19 protein-coding genes are annotated in these 19,736 nt (G+C 44.4%); 10 read left to right on the top strand and 9 right to left on the bottom strand.

Annotation, left to right across the window (positions count from 1 at the left end; genetic code table 11):
• The first annotated feature begins 242 nt into the window (after nt 1-242).
• The 9 genes from BJP34_RS31035 to BJP34_RS30995 all read left to right on the top strand — a co-directional run bounded on the left by BJP34_RS31035 (nt 243) and on the right by BJP34_RS30995 (nt 9,275).
• Complete coding sequence (locus tag BJP34_RS31035) at nt 243-1,250, top strand: diiron oxygenase (RefSeq protein ID WP_083305435.1); 1,008 nt, start codon at nt 243-245, stop codon at nt 1,248-1,250.
• A 90-nt stretch (nt 1,251-1,340) separates the two neighbouring features.
• Nucleotides 1,341-2,831 carry a zinc ribbon domain-containing protein gene (locus BJP34_RS48040; protein ID WP_070395669.1) on the top strand — a complete coding sequence of 497 codons (1,491 nt, stop codon included), beginning with the start codon at nt 1,341-1,343 and terminating at the stop codon, nt 2,829-2,831.
• 426 nt (nt 2,832-3,257) lie between these two features.
• Entirely contained in the window at nt 3,258-3,995 is a 738-nt protein-coding gene (locus tag BJP34_RS31025; protein ID WP_070395668.1) for a glutamine amidotransferase, read from the top strand.
• Between the two features lie 675 nt (nt 3,996-4,670).
• A complete protein-coding gene (locus tag BJP34_RS31020) occupies nt 4,671-5,261 on the top strand; it encodes a DUF2808 domain-containing protein (protein WP_070395667.1) in 591 nt (196 codons plus the stop codon).
• Between the two features lie 790 nt (nt 5,262-6,051).
• On the top strand, nt 6,052-6,300 hold the full coding sequence (locus BJP34_RS31015) for a hypothetical protein (protein ID WP_070395666.1): 249 nt from the start codon (nt 6,052-6,054) through the stop codon (nt 6,298-6,300).
• A gap of 136 nt (nt 6,301-6,436) precedes the next feature.
• Entirely contained in the window at nt 6,437-7,657 is a 1,221-nt protein-coding gene (locus tag BJP34_RS31010) for an RNA-guided endonuclease InsQ/TnpB family protein (RefSeq protein WP_070394974.1), read from the top strand.
• Between the two features lie 53 nt (nt 7,658-7,710).
• Nucleotides 7,711-8,055 (top strand): hypothetical protein, encoded by a 345-nt coding sequence (locus tag BJP34_RS46165; RefSeq protein ID WP_070395665.1) that lies wholly within the window; start codon nt 7,711-7,713, stop codon nt 8,053-8,055.
• Nucleotides 7,964-8,512 carry a hypothetical protein gene (locus BJP34_RS37845; RefSeq protein ID WP_193431289.1) on the top strand — a complete coding sequence of 183 codons (549 nt, stop codon included), beginning with the start codon at nt 7,964-7,966 and terminating at the stop codon, nt 8,510-8,512. The genes BJP34_RS46165 and BJP34_RS37845 overlap by 92 nt, the downstream gene beginning before the upstream one ends.
• 493 nt (nt 8,513-9,005) lie before the next feature.
• Nucleotides 9,006-9,275, top strand: a complete 270-nt coding sequence (locus tag BJP34_RS30995) for a hypothetical protein (RefSeq protein WP_070396969.1) — start codon at nt 9,006-9,008, stop codon at nt 9,273-9,275.
• Nucleotides 9,276-9,279: 4 nt separating this feature from the next.
• Here BJP34_RS30995 and BJP34_RS30990 read toward each other — a convergent pair whose 3' ends face one another.
• The 4 genes from BJP34_RS30990 to BJP34_RS30985 all read right to left on the bottom strand — a co-directional run bounded on the left by BJP34_RS30990 (nt 9,280) and on the right by BJP34_RS30985 (nt 14,693).
• Complete coding sequence (locus tag BJP34_RS30990; protein WP_070395663.1) at nt 9,280-13,380, bottom strand: HEAT repeat domain-containing protein; 4,101 nt, start codon at nt 13,378-13,380, stop codon at nt 9,280-9,282.
• Between the two features lie 32 nt (nt 13,381-13,412).
• A complete protein-coding gene (locus BJP34_RS41410; protein WP_149031272.1) occupies nt 13,413-13,613 on the bottom strand; it encodes a hypothetical protein in 201 nt (66 codons plus the stop codon).
• Between the two features lie 85 nt (nt 13,614-13,698).
• Entirely contained in the window at nt 13,699-13,821 is a 123-nt protein-coding gene (locus BJP34_RS49680) for a hypothetical protein (protein WP_267876415.1), read from the bottom strand.
• A gap of 113 nt (nt 13,822-13,934) precedes the next feature.
• Nucleotides 13,935-14,693 (bottom strand): phosphoadenylyl-sulfate reductase, encoded by a 759-nt coding sequence (locus BJP34_RS30985; RefSeq protein WP_070396968.1) that lies wholly within the window; start codon nt 14,691-14,693, stop codon nt 13,935-13,937.
• A 180-nt stretch (nt 14,694-14,873) separates the two neighbouring features.
• Here BJP34_RS30985 and BJP34_RS44880 point away from each other — a divergent pair, with 180 nt between their 5' ends.
• On the top strand, nt 14,874-15,020 hold the full coding sequence (locus tag BJP34_RS44880) for a hypothetical protein (protein ID WP_158517562.1): 147 nt from the start codon (nt 14,874-14,876) through the stop codon (nt 15,018-15,020).
• On the opposite strand, the gene BJP34_RS30980 is transcribed toward BJP34_RS44880, so the two are convergent.
• The 5 genes from BJP34_RS30980 to BJP34_RS30970 form a co-directional block, all read right to left on the bottom strand.
• The gene (locus tag BJP34_RS30980) at nt 15,001-15,195 is read right to left on the bottom strand and encodes a hypothetical protein (protein WP_070395662.1); all 195 of its coding nucleotides are present in this window, start codon (nt 15,193-15,195) and stop codon (nt 15,001-15,003) included. The genes BJP34_RS44880 and BJP34_RS30980 overlap by 20 nt on opposite strands.
• A gap of 120 nt (nt 15,196-15,315) precedes the next feature.
• Complete coding sequence (locus BJP34_RS44875; RefSeq protein ID WP_158517561.1) at nt 15,316-15,486, bottom strand: hypothetical protein; 171 nt, start codon at nt 15,484-15,486, stop codon at nt 15,316-15,318.
• A 253-nt stretch (nt 15,487-15,739) separates the two neighbouring features.
• Nucleotides 15,740-15,916, bottom strand: a complete 177-nt coding sequence (locus BJP34_RS44870) for a hypothetical protein (RefSeq protein WP_158517560.1) — start codon at nt 15,914-15,916, stop codon at nt 15,740-15,742.
• 53 nt (nt 15,917-15,969) lie between these two features.
• A complete protein-coding gene (locus BJP34_RS30975) occupies nt 15,970-16,449 on the bottom strand; it encodes a cupin domain-containing protein (RefSeq protein WP_229424111.1) in 480 nt (159 codons plus the stop codon).
• 585 nt (nt 16,450-17,034) lie between these two features.
• Nucleotides 17,035-19,305, bottom strand: a complete 2,271-nt coding sequence (locus BJP34_RS30970) for a zinc metalloprotease HtpX (RefSeq protein WP_070395660.1) — start codon at nt 19,303-19,305, stop codon at nt 17,035-17,037.
• Nucleotides 19,306-19,736 lie beyond the last annotated feature (431 nt).

Below are 19,736 nucleotides of genomic sequence, written 5' to 3'. Positions count from 1 at the left end.
TCTCAGTTAGATATCACGTCCTTTTCACGGTAAGTATGAATACTTAATATTAAGTCCAGTTGAGGAGCTATCCTTGAGAGTTATTGGTTAATTAACATTTGATATTAACTTAAAACGGGACTATAGCTAATGATAGGTAATGGCTGATGGCTGATGGCTGTTCGCGTAGCGTGTGCGTAGCACATAGGCTGATAGGTTGATAGTGACTAAAATTGTACTTTTTGTAATTTTGATAGTTAAAAATGAAAGTCTTACACACTAGTCAATTTCAAACTACAGCTACTCTTTCACTACAAGAAAGAAACCTCAATTCTCATGAAAGCTCCCATTGTCGCAGTTTATTACAGACGATGTCTAATCACTGGCCTAAACGAGCACAAGTGAAGAAGAAGGAGCCAGATCAGAAATTCGATCCAAGTTTGAAAGACTTTCGCGTGGATTTGTTGCCATTTAAAAAGCATCCTCGTTTCTTAGAAGCATCAGAGGAAGTCCAGAATAAAATTCTCTCCTGCGGCTGGCTGGCTTACAATGAGAAAACTATCGCCATTGAATTAAAAATAGTTGTCCCTGCCTGTTCCGATATTGTTTATAAAAATGTACCGGGAACAGAGGATGACATCAGTCAGAAGATTGCGATCGAGACACTTACAGATGAAGCTTTCCACGTGTTACTAGTAAACAACGCTTGCTCAATTACCCGGAAGCAAAGGGGTTTAGAGTCGCTGAGGTTGCCGGAGTTCAATCTTGTGATGAAGATGCTTCAGGAGCAAGACCGCTGGTCGGAAGATTGGCAAAAAATTATCGTTAAGTTGGTAACGGCGATCGTCTCCGAAGTTTTAATAAGTGACTATCTTAAGCTTTTAGCAGAGGATAGCACAATCCAGCCATTCAACAGATTGACAGTTGATATGCATCGCCGCGATGAGATGGCTCATAGCCCTATCTTTAAGAATTTGGCTAAGTTGGTTTACAGCAAGCTGACTACAGAACAAAAGGAATTCTTCATGGAGATGCTGCCCAAGCCAGTTAACTGGTTTGCGAATATCGAGCTTGGTGTATGGGAAGCAATGTTGGCTCAGATCGGCTTTCCACATACTAAAGAGGTGATTGGTGATTGCGCAAGAGACAACGAGGTTAACCTGATGCGCATTGATTATAACGGGATTACTAAGCTGGCCCAAGAGTTAGGCATTTTAGACTGTCAGCGTGGACTCGATAGCTTCGCCCTGCAATTAAGTAGCCAAAAATAGGGATAAAACGGGATTTAATACAGCAAAACAGACATTGATATTTTGCTAGCGCTATAGTATACTTAAGATATAGGACACAGTCAGTTAACGATGCCAAGAAAAGTAGGAGCAACAAAGAAAATATCGACTCAGGTTGTCCCCGTAGTGGGAATGACTAAGTCGGTTGAGCTTGAGTTGCTGCAGGTAATGAAAAAGCTTGGTATCGTCCGCTCTGAGTCTTACAACAAGCTGGGTAGCATTAGCCATTGGGGGATTGATTGGAAAAAAGCCTACCCAGAAGTTAGGAGTTTTAGGACTCCTGAATCCTTGGGACTGCCCTCTAAGTTGATGGAGTGGACTGTTAGCGATACAGCAAAAGCAATCACAGCGAGCCAGGCGGCTTGTACTGAAGCGGTAATAAAAAAGGTCTACAAAAGGTTTCCTGGAAAGGATAAGCAAAAGATAAGAAAGGAACTTTGCAAACAACTAAAGACCTTAGCCTTCCTAGATAGTCCACTCCTGCACAGGCTTGTTAGAAAGGAATTTCACAGAGGGCATTCTTGGGTTAAAAATCAAATAGTCTATCAACAAGGAGGGTACAAATGTAAAAGACTCTCCCGCAACACTTATCAGCTAGAACTAGCTGGACTGAGGAGAGGAAAGAGAAACAGAATAGTTGTTAGATCTAATCGCAAAATAAGTGGTCAGATTAGATTAATCCACAATCAACTTCTGCAAAGATTTGAAATTCACTTCTTGGTAGATTACGGTACCGCAGGAATCCCTGCTGATCGCCGTTCTATAGGAGTAGACAAAGGGTATACAGAGGCTTTCTATGATTCAGATGGTCAGGCACACGGAAAAGACTTGGGCAAAGTAGCAACTAAAAAATCAGATCGGATATGTGCCAAAAACCGCAACAGAGGAAAGCTTTGGGCGCTTCATAGAAAACTAGAAAAAATGTCCCCTTGCAAGTCTGCCCGAATATTAGAAAACAACCTAACCAGAAAGACAGAAAACCGCCGTTACAGAAAGAATCAGTCAGAGCTAACGGCAATTATAGGAGCAGCCTCTAAGTCTCTTTTTAAGGGAGAATCTTTAAAGGTATTTGCTGAGGACTTAACACAACCAATCCGAAATAAACGCCAGTCTAAGGCCGTGTCCCGCAAACTTAATAGTTGGATGAAGGGAGTAATGCGGGACTCTTTGCAGAAATGGGCTGATTGGACTGGCTCGGTTGTCACAGAAGTTCAACCTAGTTACACGTCGCAAATTGACTCCGTGACTGGAACCCTATTAGGGAAAAGGAGCGGGGACAGTTTCACCAGGTTTAATGGGGTCGTGTTGCAGGCTGACCACAACGCTGCTAAAAACATCCTTGATCGAGGTATAGACAAGGAAATTACCCGGTACATGAATAAAACCGAGGTTCAAGCAGTATTGTTGCGTCGTACCGCGCGTTTTTTGGAAGGTATGGGACTGAGTCTAGCTGATGCGGTTGAGCTTGGATGGCTTGACTTTAAACATGAGCTTTGCTCGGGCTTTCAAGGAACTCCTGGTCGGGATGCCAGGAACGTCCAGACAGATGAGTGGCAAGCTTGACTCCAATTGCTGAATGACCACTCCTCCCTCGGACAACAATAAAATGCACCTTGACCGTTTTATTTAGGTTTATCCTGATTAATCCCGGTTTAAGAGTATCCCCAGGCAAATCTTATTAACTGAAAATGCAGGTCAGGCCGCAAATTCAGATGGGCGCATCTCATAGTTATAAAAAAGAAAGAGCTAAGCATCCAGCTAATGCGCTACCTCACAGGCTAGAAGCCTGTAACAGCTTATGGGCTATCGGCAAGCTAAAGGAACAGCTTTTGAATAAGCGCACCTAAGCGATCTTGGGGAGGCAGCGCGGTCTTGGAAGTTCTCCCCACTCGCCCTTTGCATCAATCAATACAGCTGCGGAAACAAGTTCCGCACACAGACCCATGCGCCACTCGCCCTTTGCATCAACACAACAGGTAAGCAAAAGTTATGACTAAAAATGCGATTGGCCGTAGGCCACGCTACGCGAACGCGATCACACACGTTACGTTTGAAGATCTAGGCAGTTTACATCAGGTTCTGGATCGACAGGGTTATCATGTCACCTACAATAAGGCTGTTGATCTAGTTGATCTAGATAAGATAGATTTTCTCTATCCAGATTTGGTAATAATTTTAGGCGGACCGATTGGAGCCTACGACGAACGGGATTATCCTTTTTTAACAAAAGAACTTCACATCTTGGAGCAGCGTTTAGCAGCTAATTTACCCACCATAGGTATATGCTTGGGGGCTCAACTGATGGCAAGGGCACTGGGGGCAAGGGTATATCCTGGTGGTGTAAAAGAAATTGGCTGGGCACCCATAGAGCTGAGCGATGCAGGTCAAAAGTCACCTTTGAACTATTTAGCTAAAGAACATACTGCCGTCCTACACTGGCATGGCGATACTTTTGACCTTCCTGATGGTGCTACTCATCTAGCCTCTAGTTCAAAGTACAACAACCAAGCCTTTAGCTGGGGTGAATGTAGTTTGGCTTTACAGTTTCACCCAGAAGTAACTGCTGCAGGACTAGAGCATTGGTTTGTTGGTCACGCCTCCGAAATTAGTTCAACTCCCGATCTTAGTGTTGCCAAATTGCGCAGAGATACAGCTATGTTTGCCCAAAAATTAGAGTCTCAAGCTACGTTATTTTGGGAAACATGGCTCAAAGAACTACAACTATAGGGTTTGTATTGGAATGTTAAACATATTTGCTTAGGCAAGAGGCAAGATAAGCATTTAGTCGTCAGCTATCAGCTGTGAGCTAAAGGCTCACGCTGCGCGAACAGCTTTCCGTAACTCAGATTATACCACTACGGATTAAGGTGTTTGAGATTGATACAAGCAGCAAAAGGTGCGACCCGTGGCGAATTTAATTCTTAATCCGGAAAGCGCACCTAAGCTGTTGTAGTAAACTGCATGCATGAATGCCTCTTACTTTGGGCGTAGCGCTATAAACGAATGCTTACCTATTTTATTCAAAACCGGTTTGCTACTCAAGTAGCGTGCCCGTAGCACATAAGCTTATAGCTTACGAGGCAAGAGGCAAAAGTCAATCAATTATAGAGTAATTTTGGGTAAAAAAAACGGTAGTAGCTTTTTATAATGATCAGAAATGCTCTAATAGTTAATAGAACATGGAATAACGAAAGAATAGCAAAGATTAATCTAGTATCGATTGTGACGATTCGGTTTTATTATGGTTTTCTAAGGGAGATATCAGGTAATTTTCAGAAAATACTCTTATCCTTAAGATTAAGTACGATTGAGTAGTTATCCTTGAAGGGTATTGGTTAATTAACAATTTTTCGTTAAACAGTAAATTTCTTTCGGACGCTTTCTTGATGAGAGGTGATTGAGATGACTAACACTATAGCACGTTGGGGATTAACTAAGGCTCGTATTGTAGGCTCTGGTGCTTTTTTATTGGGTATATTGCTACCAACTACTCTTTATAGCTTACCTGCTAAGACGATTGAAATCGGTAATGGTAAGACTGTATTTAACCGTGCTCCGCGCTTAGTTAGGGCAGCTACGAGCTTTACTAGAGTAAGGGTTCCATCAACGTACCAATTCACCCTCAGATTACCGGAAGATGCTGGAGAGTCTTTGCAAGCTGTAACGATTACCCAGAATAAAACTAATATCGATAAAGTCAAATTTGATCCGATAAATAGTGGTGCATTTGTGGGCGATTCTTTTGCTGGTGGCTCATCCCTGACTTTGGCTAATATTGGGGGAAGTGAATCGTCTAACTCGGATCAAGTAACGGTTGTGTTTGATCCACCGGTTGCTCCTGGTGAAACCATTACAGTTTCGGTTAGAGCTAAGGAAAATCCTGAGTTTAGTGGTTCTTATTTATTTGGAGTCACCGCTTTTTCCACTGGAGATAATAGCCCTGGTTTATTCCTAGGTAGCCGTAGGTTGTTTTTTGATGAGTTTCGAGACTAACTGACAAGTGTCGATGTAGGGTGGGCAGTGGATGACACCGATAAGCTGGGGTTTAGCTGTTGGTAACCACTGCCCACCATCGGTAGTTTAGGTAGGGTGGGCAGTGGATGACACCGATAAGCTGGGGTTTAGCTGTTGGTAACCACTGCCCACCATCGAATTAATCAGTGCGATCGCTTTTAGTTTAGGTAGGGTGGGCAGTGGATGACACCGAGCAGCTGTAGTTTAGCTGTTGGTAACCACTGCCCACCATCGGATTAATCACTAGCAGCCAATTGAGCAAATAATAGCTTAATCGGAATAGTTAAAACTGGAGCTGAAGCCTGCTCACAAAGAACGACAGTATGGAAAAGCGTTCGCGTAGCGTGACCAAAGGTCAATCGCATTTTTAATTCCAGTCACCTGATCGGAATAGTAAAACACAGGAAACTGTGGGAAAAGGGGAGTCACCTCAGCAACTGGCTCCCCTTTTTACTGGCTGCATCCCTATTTCATAAAATTCCTAACTTGTGAACTTAATCTATTTTATAAATCCTAGATATTGCTTTCAGTAATTTCAGTATTAATCTCTCCATAATCCGCTCTTTTACTATACAATTTTCTCCACGGATTACCATGACAGCAACGATAGTAATTTTATCTTTGTCGTTAGATGGTTTGTAATCATTCGTTGGCCAAAGTCCACTAGCTGATAGCTGATAGCTGTTCGCGTAGCGTGGCCAAAGGCCTTTAGCTGATAGCTGATAGCTGACGATAGTTTTTAGAATTAGTCTAGAAGTAAAAGATAGAAATGAGCGAACCAATAGCTGACTATGACAATCCTTGGAAAGAAGCATTACAAGCCTATTTCGATTCATTTTTGCAGTTTTATTTTCCCCAAGTCCACACTCTGATTGATTGGAATCAGACACCTAAATCCCTTGATACAGAATTACAGCAAATAGTTGGTGCGGCTGAGTCAGGAAAACGGATTGCTGATAAATTATTCCAGGTGTGGCTCTGTGGTGGAAATGAAACTTGGGTGTTGATTCATCCTTAAGAGCAATTCCTCTCCCGTTATACCCGTAGGGTTAGCGGGAGACAGGGCATATAAAGTGCGGACGCAGGTTCCGCACACAGCCCCTCAGGAATTGCGTCCAGTTGATATCTCACACGGTATATTTTAAACTGTGAGCATGAGTGAAAAAGCTTACCAATACCGCTTTTATCCGACACCTGAACAGGAGACTCTGTTGAGGAGAACTCTAGGCTGTGTAAGACTTGTTTACAACAAAGCCCTAGATGCTAGAACCAAAGGGTGGTACGAACGTCAGGAAAGAATAAGTTACAAAGAAACTTCTTCAATGTTGACACGTTGGAAGAAACAGGATGACTTATTTTTTCTAAATGAAGTCAGTTGTGTCCCGCTTCAACAGGGATTAAGACATCTTCAAACCGCCTTTACTAATTTTTTTGCAGGTCGAACCAAATATCCCAATTTCAAGAAAAAACGTAACGGTGGTAGCGCAGAATTTACAAAGTCAGCATTTAAGTGGAAGGATGGTCAAATCTATCTGGCAAAATGCCAAGAACCTTTACCTATTCGGTGGAGTCGTCAATTACCTGTAAATTGCGAACCAACAACCGTTACAATCAGCTTGGATCCATCTAATCGTTGGCATATCTCAGTCAGGTTCCATGATCATAGAGACTTAAGTTTGTCCCCAACGGACCAACAGGTTGGTTTCGATCTCGGGATTACTAGCTTAATTACAACCAGTGATGGAGATAAAATTGCCAACCCTAAACATTTTAAAAAGCTGAAGAAAAAACTGGCTAAATACCAAAAGGCTTTGTCGCGAAAACAGAAGGGATCTAATAATCGCGACAAAGCCAGGTTAAAGGTGGCCAGGATACACGCAAAAATCAAAGACGCTAGAAGGGATTTTACTCACAAGCTAACCACTCAACTTGTCAGAGAAAACCAATTGATTGCGTTTGAAGACTTAGCTGTGAAAAATATGGTAAAAAACCATAAACTAGCTCAAGTGATTAGTGACGCTAACTGGGGGGAAATAATCCGTCAGGTTAAATACAAATCAGAATGGTACAACCGAAAAGCCGTCTCCATTGATAGATGGTTTCCCAGTAGTAAGTTGTGTTCTGTGTGCTTGAATCGCGTTGAGTCTTTACCTTTGAGTATTCGGGAATGGAATTGTCCATCCTGTAATACTCACCATGATCGCGATATTAATGCATCAATTAATATTTTGGCGGCAGGGCTTGCCGTGTCAGTCTGTGGAGCGACCGTAAGACCCGTTCGCGTAGCGTCGCCTACGGCGAAACAGAGCAAGTCTCGGAAGGCTGGTGTGAAAAACTCCCCAAAAGGGAGAAGGAAACAGAAACCTAAGTCGTGAGTCTTAGGAATCCCCCGCTATAATCGCGAGATTTAGCGGCGGGAGGATGTCAAGTGGAGGTACAAAGCCAAAAAGAATCAACCTTTGCTAAGGGAATGTACCAATATCATTACAGGGCATTTGACCTGTACGAGAAACCTGTGATTAGCTTAGCGGTATTGGGAGATGAGAATGCGTCTTGGTCTCCATCGTCCTATGAATATGGGTTGGGAGGTTGTCGCCTGAGTCTAGAATTTCCGATAGTTAAATTACTGAACTATCAGTCAAGGTGGCAGGTGTTGGAATCGAGTACTAATCCCTGTCTTGATGCAGTCGCTCATGGGGGGAACCCCCAAGACCGCGCTGCATCGCTTTGCAGTAGTGGTAATGGCTCATTTGAAGACCAAAGCTACCCATAAACAACCGATGGAGCGCAAGCGATGGAAGTGGTACTTGGTTCGGAGACTTTTTGAACAAGGTTATAGTAAAAACGATATAGTGAAGCTGTTCCAGTGTATTGATCAAATGATGGCTTTACCGGAAGAGTTAGAACTGGAGCTGAATCAAGAACTTGAACGTTATCAGGAGGAAAGACAGATGCCTTTGATTAGTCGAGTGGAAGAAAGGGCAATGAAGAGGGGTCTGGAACAAGGACTTCAACAGGGACTTCAAGAATCTCGGGAAAGCTTACAAGAGACAGTGGTTAAGATTTTACAAAATCGGTTTGAATCGGTATCACCAGAATTGGTGGCAGCGATTAATAGCATAGAAGATATCTCTGTGTTGAAACAATTGATTGATCACTCTCTTAAGAGTAACTCCCTTGAGGAATTTGAGCAGCTATTGGCACAACATCAGGTTGGTCAGGACAATTGAAGAGTATGGAAACGGGCAAGAGGCGTTGCTGATTCTGGGTATGGTTTTGCCCCCCTAGCCCCCCAATTTTGGGGGGAACAAGACTTTCTTGCGTCCCCCAAAGTAGATGTAGGGTGGGCAGTGCATCAAAAAGATAAAATTAGCTGGGCGGGTGTTGATAACCACTGCCCACCATGGAATTAATCACTTGCAGCCACTGTATTGACTAGATCATGGTTTGACCGGAATAGTTGAGAAGTTGATGTAGGGTGGGCAGTGCATCAAAAAGATAAAATTAGCTGGGCGGGTGTTGATAACCACTGCCCACCATGGAATTAATCACTTGCAGCCACTGTATTGACTAGATCATGGTTTGACCGGAATAGTTGAGAAGTTGATGTAGGGTGGGCAGTGCATCAAAAAGATAAAATTAGCTGGGCGGGTGTTGATAACCACTGCCCACCATGGAATTAATCACTTGCAGCCACTCGAACGTTATCAGGAGGAAAGACAGATGCCTTTAATTAGTCGAGTCGAAGAAAGAGCAATGAAGAGAGCTCTGGAGAAAGGATTTGAACAAGGATTTCAACAAGGACTTCAACAGGCTTTTCAAGAGGCAGTAGTTAAAATTTTACAAAATCAGTTTGAATCGGTATCACCAGAATTGGTGGCAGCGATTAATGCCATAGAAGATATCTCTGTGTTGAAACAGTTGATTGATAACTCTCTTGAGAGTAATTCCCTTGAGGAATTTGAGCAGCTATTGGCACAACATCACTCCTGACTCCCTACAACTCAATGGAATAATGATCTTTAGCACCTTCTCCCGCACCCTGAGTCCACCGTGAATCAGGTTTCCAAGCACCATTAGCTTCTTCCCGGCGGCGAGTGCGGACAGTGAGCTGATTAGCTTCAAATGTCAGTAGATTATATTGCCAGGGATAACCAGGTACCAGTTCTTTGGTCGGTGCGCCAAAGGTGCCAGCACAAATTCCATCGAGTTTGCGCCCACCTGGACTGAGGTCGTAACGGAAAAGGCTGGTTTCGGCTTTGTGGATGTGTCCGTGGAGAAAGAAGCGGAATCCAGCAACAGCAAGTTGTTCGATGAATCCTTGGTCGATAATCCTATCGCTTCCGCTACTATTCAGGGGATGGTGCCAAACCGCTATTTTCAGGCAGTTGTCGTAGTCTGAGTTACGGCGAATCTCGGTCAGGGCGTTGGTCAGAGCACCTGAGTGAATGCTAGCACGGTCTTTGAAGTGGTGATCCAGTTGCCAAGCGGAGTTTAGTCCTAGGATCAGCAAGTTTTGCTCTGGGAAATGGTCGATAATGGCTTGCTGGTCATAGTCGAGGGGATAGGGTTCAGTTTTGATAGCTTGATAGAATTGACTGAAGTGGGCAAAGCGTTGTTGGTATTTGGTTTCGTCTCGGACTAGAATCACCCGTTGACTTTCTTCGATATAGTGACCCTCTGTGAGTTTACCTTGGTATTTTTTGCGATACCAAAAATCATAAGCATCTTCTGCGAGTTCCCAATTGAGGTCATGGTTACCGGGAACTAGAACAATTTGCTTCGGGTCTAGGGGGAAGTCTTTGCGAAAGTTGTCGAGAAACTGTTGTGCAGCCTGGTATTCTTGTTCAGTGGAATAATTGGCTATATCACCGGAGAGGATAAGAGCATCAAGCTTAGGGATTTCAAGGTCTTGCTTCAGGTCTTGGGCGAGTTGGTTTGACCAATTCTGAGCTTGGTCAGGGGTGGTGATGTGGAGGTCGGAGAGGTGGAGGATGTATATGGTTTGAGTGGTAATTGGTTTGGGACGATCGGGTTTGGGAATTAGTTTGGGACGATAGGTTGGGTTGTAGAATTGGTAGCGCTCTTGAATAGCTTTAATAGCTTTGATGGTTTCCTCAACAGCATATTTATCAATACTTGTTGCAAATTCTTCTTTGTTCAGGCGATTAATCAGTTTAGTAATAGTGGTTTCTGTACCGATTTTTCCCAGAGCTTCTGCCGCATGATAACGCACAGATGATTGGTCATCATCTAGGCATTTAATTAACGGGTCAATCGTGGCTTCTTTCCCGATTTTTCCCAGAGCTTTTGCCGCCATATAACGCACAGATGATTGGTTATCATCCAGGCATTTAATTAACGGATCAATCGCCACCTCTGTACCCATTTCACCCAAAACTTTGGCTACCTTACTACGCACATAATAGTCGTCATCATCCAGGCATGTAATTAATGGGTCGATGGTGGCTTCTGTCCCAATTTCACCCAGAGCATATGCCACACTTCCACGCACAGATGATTCTTCATCATCCAGAAATTTAATTAATGGGTCAATCGCTACTTCTGTCCCAATTTTACCCAAAGCTTCTGCCGCATTATAACGCACATCTTTGTCTTCATCATCCAGACATTTAATTAATGAGTCAATAGTGGCTTCTGTCCCGAATTTACCCAAAGCTTCTGCCGCATTATAACGCACATCTTTGTCTTCATCACCCAGGCATTTAATTAACGGGTCAATCGCTACTTCTGTCCCAATTTTACCCAGAACATATGCTGCACTTGCGCGCACATAGGAATAGTCATCATCCAGGTATTTAATTAAAGGATCAATCGCTACTTCTGTCCCAATTTCACCCAAAGCTTCTGCCGCAATAAAACTCATATTTTTGTCGGGTTCATTCAGGCATTTAATTAATGGGTTAATCGCCACTTCTGTCCCTGTTTTTTTCAGAGCATATGCCGCCATTATACGTACATATGAGTTTGAATTATCCAGCCATGAAATTAACTGGTTAATCCCTACTTTTGTATCAATTTCAGACAGAGCTTCTGCTGCCTTTGAACGCACATCTTGGTCTTGATCATCCAGGCATTTTATTAATGGCTCAATGACTACTTCTATACCAATTTTCCCCAGAGCATATGCCGCACTTCTATCCACAGATGATTTGTCAGCCCTCAGCCATATAATTAAGCGTTCAATGACTACTTCTATCCCAATTTTTCCTAGAGCATATGCCGCACTTCCACGCACAGATGAGTTGTAATCATTCAGGTATTTAATTAATGGTTCAATCACTACTTCTGTCCCAATTTTACCAAGAGATTTTGCCGCTATTATACGCAGAGAATAGTCCTCATTATCCAGACATTTAATTAACGGGTCAATCGTAGCTTCTGTCCCGATTTTTCCCAGAGCTTTTGCCGCACTCCTACGCACCCAAGAGTTTTCATCATCCAGCAATTTAATTAACGGGTAAATCGCCACTTCTGTCCCGATTTCTCCCAGAGCATCTGCCGCACGACTACCCACCCAAGAGTTTTCATCATCCAGCAATTTAATTAAGGGGTCGATGGTGGCTTCTGTCCCGATTTCTCCCAGAGCAGATGCCGCAAGACTACGCACAGAATACTCGTCATGATCCAGGTATTTATTTATTAGCTCAGGTATGGCTCTGTCTGATCCAGTTATTCCCAACAGCTCAACCTTAAGTAACTTCGGAATCTCTAACTGAGCTACCAACCCAACAGTCTGCTCCTGAAACTCCGGTTTTACTGCTCCTGCTAAGCTGGCTCCCAGTTGCCAATCCACTGCTAACCCTAACCTTACCACCCGCTTTGCTTGCTTTTTATTGTCTAGCAATTGCAGCATCAGCACCAGAGGTTCTGTCCATTTCAAATAATTGAGATAGTTCTGTTGTAACTCCTGATCATTAAGACGTGGTAATTGATTCAATAAATATTCTGCTGTATAGTATTCTTGGAGCAGTTGGTGTCGAAACTCAATCAACTCTCCTGATGGTTGAATCAAGTGATGGTTTAGTAAGTCCTCAAGCCAATTCTTGGCGCAAACATTAGGATTGACAACAGCTTTCTTAAGTAGATAATTAGTTAAAATTTCCTCGGCTTTGGTCTTGGTAATAGCAACGCTTATTTCCTCGGGTTTATCAGGGTTATCCCCTGTTGTCATCACAAACCCTAACTGTTGCAGCAGCTCAGGCCAAAATTTTCTTGAGTTATTATCGGAAACCTTAACATCCTGCTTGATTTGCTTAGAATAAGACTCGGTTAAGCGAAACACTAAACCCAGATTTGACGGTATCTCTCCCTGAGCCTGAAACAGGGAACATAGCATCCACAATACTAGAGGAGTTTGCCCAAACTCCCGTAAGCGATCGCCCAACTGTTTAAGCATCTGCTCTCCCTGTTGAGGCAAATACTTTCGGACAAACTCCGACATTTGGGCTGCACTCAAGGGTTGCATTTCCAACTTCTTCTGAATCCCCAAGTCACCACCCACTCCTAAATGCCTAGTGGTGAAAATCATGGGAGTATGCTTCTGGTAATCCTGCCGAAACTGAGTCAAATCCTGGCGTGCGTCATCTGAAGGTAACTCGTTGACGCCATCGATAAGTAGCAAGAATTGTCCCTCAAACAATAGTCTTTCGATATCGGTAGAGTCGAGCAGTACACCATGGCGCTTGAGAAAATTCCGCACTAACTCCAGCACTGATGTCTGGTAATATCGCAGTTCCACCAGCACCGGAATTTTCCCTTGTATCCCTTCATCCCCTAACAATCGCACTAAAGCAGTGGATTTGCCGGAACCGGGACGTCCCACCAGTAAGACATGGTCATCAGCATACTTGCGCAATCCTTCTAGGACAGGCAAGCGTTCAGTTTCTTCCCGATTTCCGTCTCTTTGTGGCTGCTTCGACTTGATGGTTTCGACCATTAGGTCAAAGTTGAACAGCATCGGGGTCGGTTGCTGCTGCTTGCGCTTGCGGTCTTCGACATCGCTTAGGGTATAAACTTGCCACCTTTGGGCGTAGGTGTTACGGATTGATGCTAGATAGGGATCCCAAGTGACCATCTTAGGGTTTAATCGGGTTGGAGGTTATTTGCTTAGAGGGAGCAGGGAGCAGGGAGCAGGGAGCAGAGAAGAGGGAGCAGGGCACTATCGGAATAGAATGCGTTCGCGTAGCGTGACCAAAGGTCAATCGCGTAGCGTGGCCTATGGCCAATCGCATCTGTGATATTAGCAAACTGGCTTGATGCCAGTTCCACCAGTTGTAGAAGCACTATCGGAACAGTAAGGATACACATCTGTGATAGTAGCAAACTGGCAAGATGCCTGTTCTAGCAATTAGTTGTAGAGCCACTATCGGAATAGTATGCGATCGCATTATTTCTAGACTGTAGCAAACTGGCTTGATGCCTGTTCTAGCAAGATGCCAGTTCCACCAATTAGTTGTAGAGGCACTATTGAACTAGTATGCGATCGCATTATTTCTAGATAGCAGGAAACAGGCAAGATGCCTGTTCCACCAATTGTAGAAGCATTATCGGAATAGTAAGCGATCGCATTGTAGTCCTCTACTCCCTACTCCGTACTCCCTACTCCCTACTCCCTACTCCCTATTAAAATTAAAGCGAGCTAGAATCAAGACTTGCCGCTTCACCAGGAGTTTCAGGCAAGTGTATACCACACTCTTGCTTAAGGCCATGAAAACGGGTATCCCGTTCATCCTGATCATCAAAGGATAAAGGTCGGCTGGAATGCCAATCACCGACGGTTGTATAACCCTCATCAAACATAGGATGATAGGGTAAATCATGAGCTGTGAGATACTGATAGATATCCCTAGAGTGCCAGTTAAGAATTGGCAAAATCTTATACTGCTCTGCCTGCTTGTTAACCCAGCCCATAGTCTTGCGATGGTCAGTTTGTTGCTTGCGCAATCCTGCTAACCATCCCGTTGCGTTTAGTTCCCGCAAAGCGCGCTGCATCGGTTCCACCTTGCGGATCTGGTCGTAGCGGTTGAGGGATTCCACATCATTTTTTTCCCAGAGTCTGTCATACAAGGCTTCCATCCGTGCTGGACTCATGGCAGACTGGTACACTTTTACATTCAACTTGAGCCGTTCGATCAACTCCTCGGCAAATCGATAGGTTTTCACCGGTAGGTAGCCCGTATCTATCCAAATTACTGGTATATCTGGAACGACAGTAGTGACCAAGTGCAGCATGACCGCTGACTGGATCCCAAAGCTGCTACTCATCACTAAGCCATCACCAAAAGTTTCAGCTGCCCATTCTACGATTTTGGTAGGGCTAGCCTCAGCAAGTTGCTGATTCACTGCTTCCAAATCCAGCTCAATTTGGTTTGATGTCACCCCGGTCATGGGCTCTAACTGCTGAGATTGAGGCTGATTTGTTTTCCCATTCCCATCGAAGTGATCACGGCTTTCGATAGGTGCAGCCTGTTGATTTCCAGAAGCTTGATCAGAAGCGATCAGATTCAGTCGCGGCATGGTGGTAGTATCTTGTTTGTACTCTGGATATATTGCTATGGTAGTTTATTCGTGAATAATCTCTTTGGGGAGAGGCAAGAGGCAAAAGGCAAAAGGCAAAAGGCAAGAGGGAACCCTGATCTGACTCCCGACTCCCGACTCCCGACTCCCGACTCCCGATTCCCTACTCCCTATAATCTTAAGAATCTTCTTCAGTGATCGGCTCGCCGATATCAAATATAATCACAAATTGAGCATCGGGCATTAGCCGTTTCAGAGCCTGCATATGACCCTCCGCATCGGATCGCTTACGGAACCGAGCTACAATCACTCGTTGCATCTTGGGCAATAGGCGCACCACCACCCATGGATGTAGGCGTTCAGCATAGGACATAATCTAATGTATCTCCTGTTATAAGGGGTCCTAGAGCCAGCCTTCAGCCTGGAATATCTTCAGGCTGGCTCTTCCCGTTGAACGTTTAACGTCTGGGGCAATTTTATTATAACATAAAAATTATACCATTATAACATATTTTAAAAACTTTTGTAACAAATTTGTTAAGAGCAGGGAGCAGGGAGCAGGGAGCAGGGAGCAGGGAACAGGGAACAGAGAACAGGGAGCAGGGAACAGGGAACAGGGAACAGGGAACAGGGAACAGATCGCGATAGTGGCGATAGTTATCACACTCTTAAAACACTTAAAACACTCTTTATCCTACTCCCCTACTCCCTACTCCCTGCTCCCTGCTCCCTAAAAACCCAGAAAGAAAGTACCTCAAGCAATGGAAAATTTGTAGATATAAAAAAACCAGCCATTGAGAGGGGCTGGTGATACTTGCTGTGTTGGGAGGAGAAAACCTAGGGCCAATACGCTTACAGTGTGCCTTTATCCCTGGCTGTGAGCTCAAGGTCTTAAGGACGTAGCGGTCCTCGGGTAATCAGTTATGTAAACAAATGTAACGAATATTTACAGATAACGCAACATTTCTTAATGTTTTTTTCGGGAGTCGGGAGTCGGGAGTCGGGAGTCGGGAGTCGGGAGTCGGGAGTCGGGAGTCGGGAGTCGGGAGTCGGGAGTCGGGAGTCGGGAGTCGGGAGCTTCCGAGCAAGGCCAACGGCTGACCGCTGAGCGCTGACTACTGACCGCTGACCGCTGACACTTTACTATTCACTTTTCTGGATCGATTAAAATAGTTTTTGGTTCCTCAACATCAAATAGAAAAGCGGACAAAATAATAACTGGCTTGTTGGTTTTGTTTTCACCATAATGAACCATTCCGCTAGATTCAACTAGAGAATCTCCAACGGTTAGTTCTGTAGTTTGCCCTGCTTGCAGAATTAATTCTGTGCCATTAGCTTTCCTTACTTTAGCCTCTCCTTTCACAACAGTAAACGTTAACGTGCCAGCCTCTATTAGTCCAATTTGCATTCCCGTATGAATATGAGTAGGGAGTTTTGTTCTGGGTTTGATGGTATGGCGAATAAGTTGCAGAATTTCCTTTTTTTCTTGAGTCGGATAACCACTACCTAACACTTCACTGGTAACCGATTGAGTGTAACTATTGGGTGATGATGTTTCTTGGCTGTTAACAACTATACATCCAAAAGTTAAGATAGCTAATGGTAAAATTAGAGACAGTTTTTTCATACTATAGTGTTTGGATTTGGGTTGTGAATACATGAACTAGAAACATTCTCTAGCAACTATCATCCCAGTGATTGATCCGTTCTGCGACCCTGCCCACCCTACATCAACTATGGTCGGCAGTGATTGATCCGGTCTGCTTCACTATTCTGATGGTGGGCAGTGTCTAGCAACTATGATCCCAGTGATTGATCCGGTCTCATGCACTGCCGATCCTACATCTACTGCCGACTCTACATCTACTGCCGACCCCATCCGATGGTGGGCAGTGTCTAGAAACTATCATCCCAGTGATTGATCCTGTCTGATGCACTGCCCACCCTACATCTGCTTCACTATTCTGATGGTGGGCAGTGTCTAGCAACTATGATCCCAGTGATTGATCCGGTCTCATGCACTGCCCACCCTACATCTACTGCCGACCCTACATCTACTGCCAACCCCATCCGATGGTGGGCAGTGTTTAGAAATTATCATCCCAGTAATTGATCCTGTCTGATGCACTGCCCACCCTACATCTGCCCACTGCCCACCCTACATCAACTTCCCGATTCCCGATTCCCGATTCCCGATTCCCTCGTAATAATTTCAGGCTCCGACTTGGAAAATCAGATAAGCGCCGGATAGGGCTGCTACTGTGGCGAGGATGGTAATCCAAATGGGATAGTAACTGCGAATTGCTTTATCTTCTTCGATACTGATGGTTTCAATATCAATCCAGGGATTAACACCCCGGCGAAACCAACCGGTGACAATCACGGTCTGGTTAACTAAATTACTAACACGGGTGGGTTGAGGTAGGATATTACCTAGTGGTCCGAGATAGGAACAGTAATTTAGTCTGACTAAACCTGTAGAGGTTTGTAATATTAAATCTTGTCCGAGCCAATTGCGTAATCCCGAACGTCCTAATAGTTTTCCGCTTAAGAGAACAGGACGACTATCGGGAGGTAGAGTAGCGTTAGTAGCGAAATAATCTCCTAAGTCGGGGTCAGTACCAATATTGGTAGGTTTGAGGTCGGGAAAGTAATTATTAATCCAGAGAAAGACACTGATACTAAAGGCAATTAAGATACAAGCATCGATAAAGGAATTGGCGTTATGTAGCCAAATTAGCTGCCAAATGTCGAGCAGGTCAGATACTTTACCAATTATCCAAAGTATCCCTCTTAGGCCTGCCCCCATTATTACGCCAAAAATTAGGGTACTTTGTAGCAGGGGTAAGGCTTTGTAACTGTTGCTGAGTTTAGAGAAAAATTCAGCTCGATTGCGACTGGCAGGAATTAAAGCGGGTAACTCTAGTTCGGCATGAAGCTTGAGAAAGTGGGCGTAGCGCTTCGGTAAATGTAAACGTTCTCCCAGTAGGGGATGGGCAGAGTTGATGATTAACCAGTAGCGGTAGGGATTAGTACAGTCCCATTTTAAGATGTCTTCAAAGGGGGTGGTGGGGGAAAAACTGCCGATAACTATGGCTTGCTGATAACCGACGGGCAGTAAGACATCAAAGCTTTCTAATAGCCCACTGGTTTGGCCGGAAATTTGGATGTCTTCGCTTATCCCTAGGGCAATTTTTAGTAAGGCGCGGGTCAAGCCATTGGGATTACCAGTGATTGAGATGGCGATGCGATCGCTATAGTAAACTCTAGCTCTAGATAACCATAGCAGGGGTAAGCTCAATACCCAGTAAATGCTGTAACTGACGCAAGCAACAGTACCGGTAATTCCTAAAAGAATTGCGCTTAACCATCCCCTAGCACCAGGTAATTTAACTAGCAGTAATTCCTTTAGCTTCTCTGCCCACTGAGGGATTTGCCAATAGATGGTGTAAGGGATTTGAATAATTAGTACCCCTAGGGACATCAACATGAAATCCCGATTGATAATATGTCCTAGTTGACCAGCGTAGATGTTGGCAATTTCATCATCTTTGAGCTGGTCTAATAATCCCTGACTAACTACAATGCGAGCAGTGCGAGGTAAGTTACCATAGGTCAGGGCTACGGTGGCGTCTGTGGGTAAAACTTTTAAGCTCGGTAAGGGCAGACGTCGTTTGCGGCAAACCTTTTGGATGACTTTAGCGGATTCTGGATGGCGGGAAGCTAGTTGAGTTAGGGATAGGGGTTCAAGACCATGAAACTGTTTTAGCAATCTATCCATTAACCAGGGCGATAGGATAAATAGGATTGCTAAGGTAATTCCTAGGGCTAGAGTTGGGTCACGGTATAACAATTGGAACGGTTGGAACCACGGTAACTCTACCAAGATGGAATTGATGGTTTCCATGGCGAATTCAACTAGGACGCGCAGTAGCCAGAAAAATGCGATCGCAACCGTGATTGCCACTAACCACAACCGTTCCATCTTGGGAGATTTCAGGGGATGCCAATGCTCTGCTCGTCCACAGTTGCGCCATCGAGGACGAGGAGTGTAGAGGGTGGGAATATCCGGGGGAGAGTAGGGAACTGGTAATAGGGAAGAGGATGAAGCAGTCTGGTGTGGTTTACGGCTCAGTTTCAGTGGGCTAGACGCCTTATCCTCTAGGGGAGTAAACCCTGTGGCATCAGCAGGGGACTTAGCAGCAACGGGATACTTGGTAATTAATTCAGCCTGGGTTTTAGCTGCCCATTCCTGTATCTGGGGGTCAGGGTGTTCCCTCAGGTGTTGGCAAAGTGCGATCGCTTTTTCTGGCTGACCATGCTTAGGATAAACCTCGACTAGGGATTGAGAGGCTTCCGTCACAATGGAGTCATCCAACTCCATCTCACAGACACCTTCTAAGTGTGCGATCGCATCCTGGTAATTGCCCTGTTTCAGAGCTTCTAGACCAGCTGCCAGAGTTGGATTAGGAATAGATGCCATGAGGTTTCTAGTGTTTGTCCCTATCTTCCTCTAAGATACCCTTGGGCTACGGATTTGTTCTCGCCTCAGTTCGATGTAATGAATTCACAGGTGTTGAGCAGTAGGCACGATCCAGAATTCAGTAATAATATAGCGTTTATAAATAGGTCATCAAAACTTAGGCTCATTTAGCCTACATCAAAAAATCCTCGAATCTCTTTCCTAGTCTTAGCTGGTCCTTGATCGGAAGTTTCCTTGATCCATCATCTTTTGTTTACATCTCATTTAAAACCCTAATAGCCCCATTGATTAGGGTGTACCCTAAGAATTGGTGCTGCTGAAATTAAGGATTAATGATTGAAAGCATCAGCCTCTACATCAGCCTCTAGATCCACCCCGGTGCTTCCCCAATTCTGGGGAACTTTGAGAGTTTTTTTCCAAAAAAACGTGGG

Source organism: Moorena producens PAL-8-15-08-1 (assembly GCF_001767235.1).
In the GTDB taxonomy this organism is placed as follows: domain Bacteria; phylum Cyanobacteriota; class Cyanobacteriia; order Cyanobacteriales; family Coleofasciculaceae; genus Moorena; species Moorena producens_A.
The sequence above is the reverse complement of the archived record's forward strand: the minus strand, read 5'-3'. Positions and strand labels throughout refer to the sequence as shown.

Bases quoted from the DNA above. Each gene is read 5' to 3' on its own strand.
- BJP34_RS31035 (WP_083305435.1), top strand. From the start codon at position 243: ATGAAAGTCTTACACACTAGTCAATTTCAAACTACAGCTACTCTTTCA.
- BJP34_RS48040 (WP_070395669.1), top strand. From the start codon at position 1,341: ATGCCAAGAAAAGTAGGAGCAACAAAGAAAATATCGACTCAGGTTGTC.
- BJP34_RS31025 (WP_070395668.1), top strand. From the start codon at position 3,258: ATGACTAAAAATGCGATTGGCCGTAGGCCACGCTACGCGAACGCGATC.
- BJP34_RS31020 (WP_070395667.1), top strand. From the start codon at position 4,671: ATGACTAACACTATAGCACGTTGGGGATTAACTAAGGCTCGTATTGTA.
- BJP34_RS31015 (WP_070395666.1), top strand. From the start codon at position 6,052: ATGAGCGAACCAATAGCTGACTATGACAATCCTTGGAAAGAAGCATTA.
- BJP34_RS31010 (WP_070394974.1), top strand. From the start codon at position 6,437: ATGAGTGAAAAAGCTTACCAATACCGCTTTTATCCGACACCTGAACAG.
- BJP34_RS37845 (WP_193431289.1), top strand. From the start codon at position 7,964: ATGCAGTCGCTCATGGGGGGAACCCCCAAGACCGCGCTGCATCGCTTT.
- BJP34_RS30995 (WP_070396969.1), top strand. From the start codon at position 9,006: ATGCCTTTAATTAGTCGAGTCGAAGAAAGAGCAATGAAGAGAGCTCTG.
- BJP34_RS30990 (WP_070395663.1), bottom strand. From the start codon at position 13,380: ATGGTCACTTGGGATCCCTATCTAGCATCAATCCGTAACACCTACGCC.
- BJP34_RS41410 (WP_149031272.1), bottom strand. From the start codon at position 13,613: ATGTGTATCCTTACTGTTCCGATAGTGCTTCTACAACTGGTGGAACTG.
- BJP34_RS30985 (WP_070396968.1), bottom strand. From the start codon at position 14,693: ATGACCGGGGTGACATCAAACCAAATTGAGCTGGATTTGGAAGCAGTG.
- BJP34_RS30980 (WP_070395662.1), bottom strand. From the start codon at position 15,195: ATGTCCTATGCTGAACGCCTACATCCATGGGTGGTGGTGCGCCTATTG.
- BJP34_RS30975 (WP_229424111.1), bottom strand. From the start codon at position 16,449: ATGAAAAAACTGTCTCTAATTTTACCATTAGCTATCTTAACTTTTGGA.
- BJP34_RS30970 (WP_070395660.1), bottom strand. From the start codon at position 19,305: ATGGCATCTATTCCTAATCCAACTCTGGCAGCTGGTCTAGAAGCTCTG.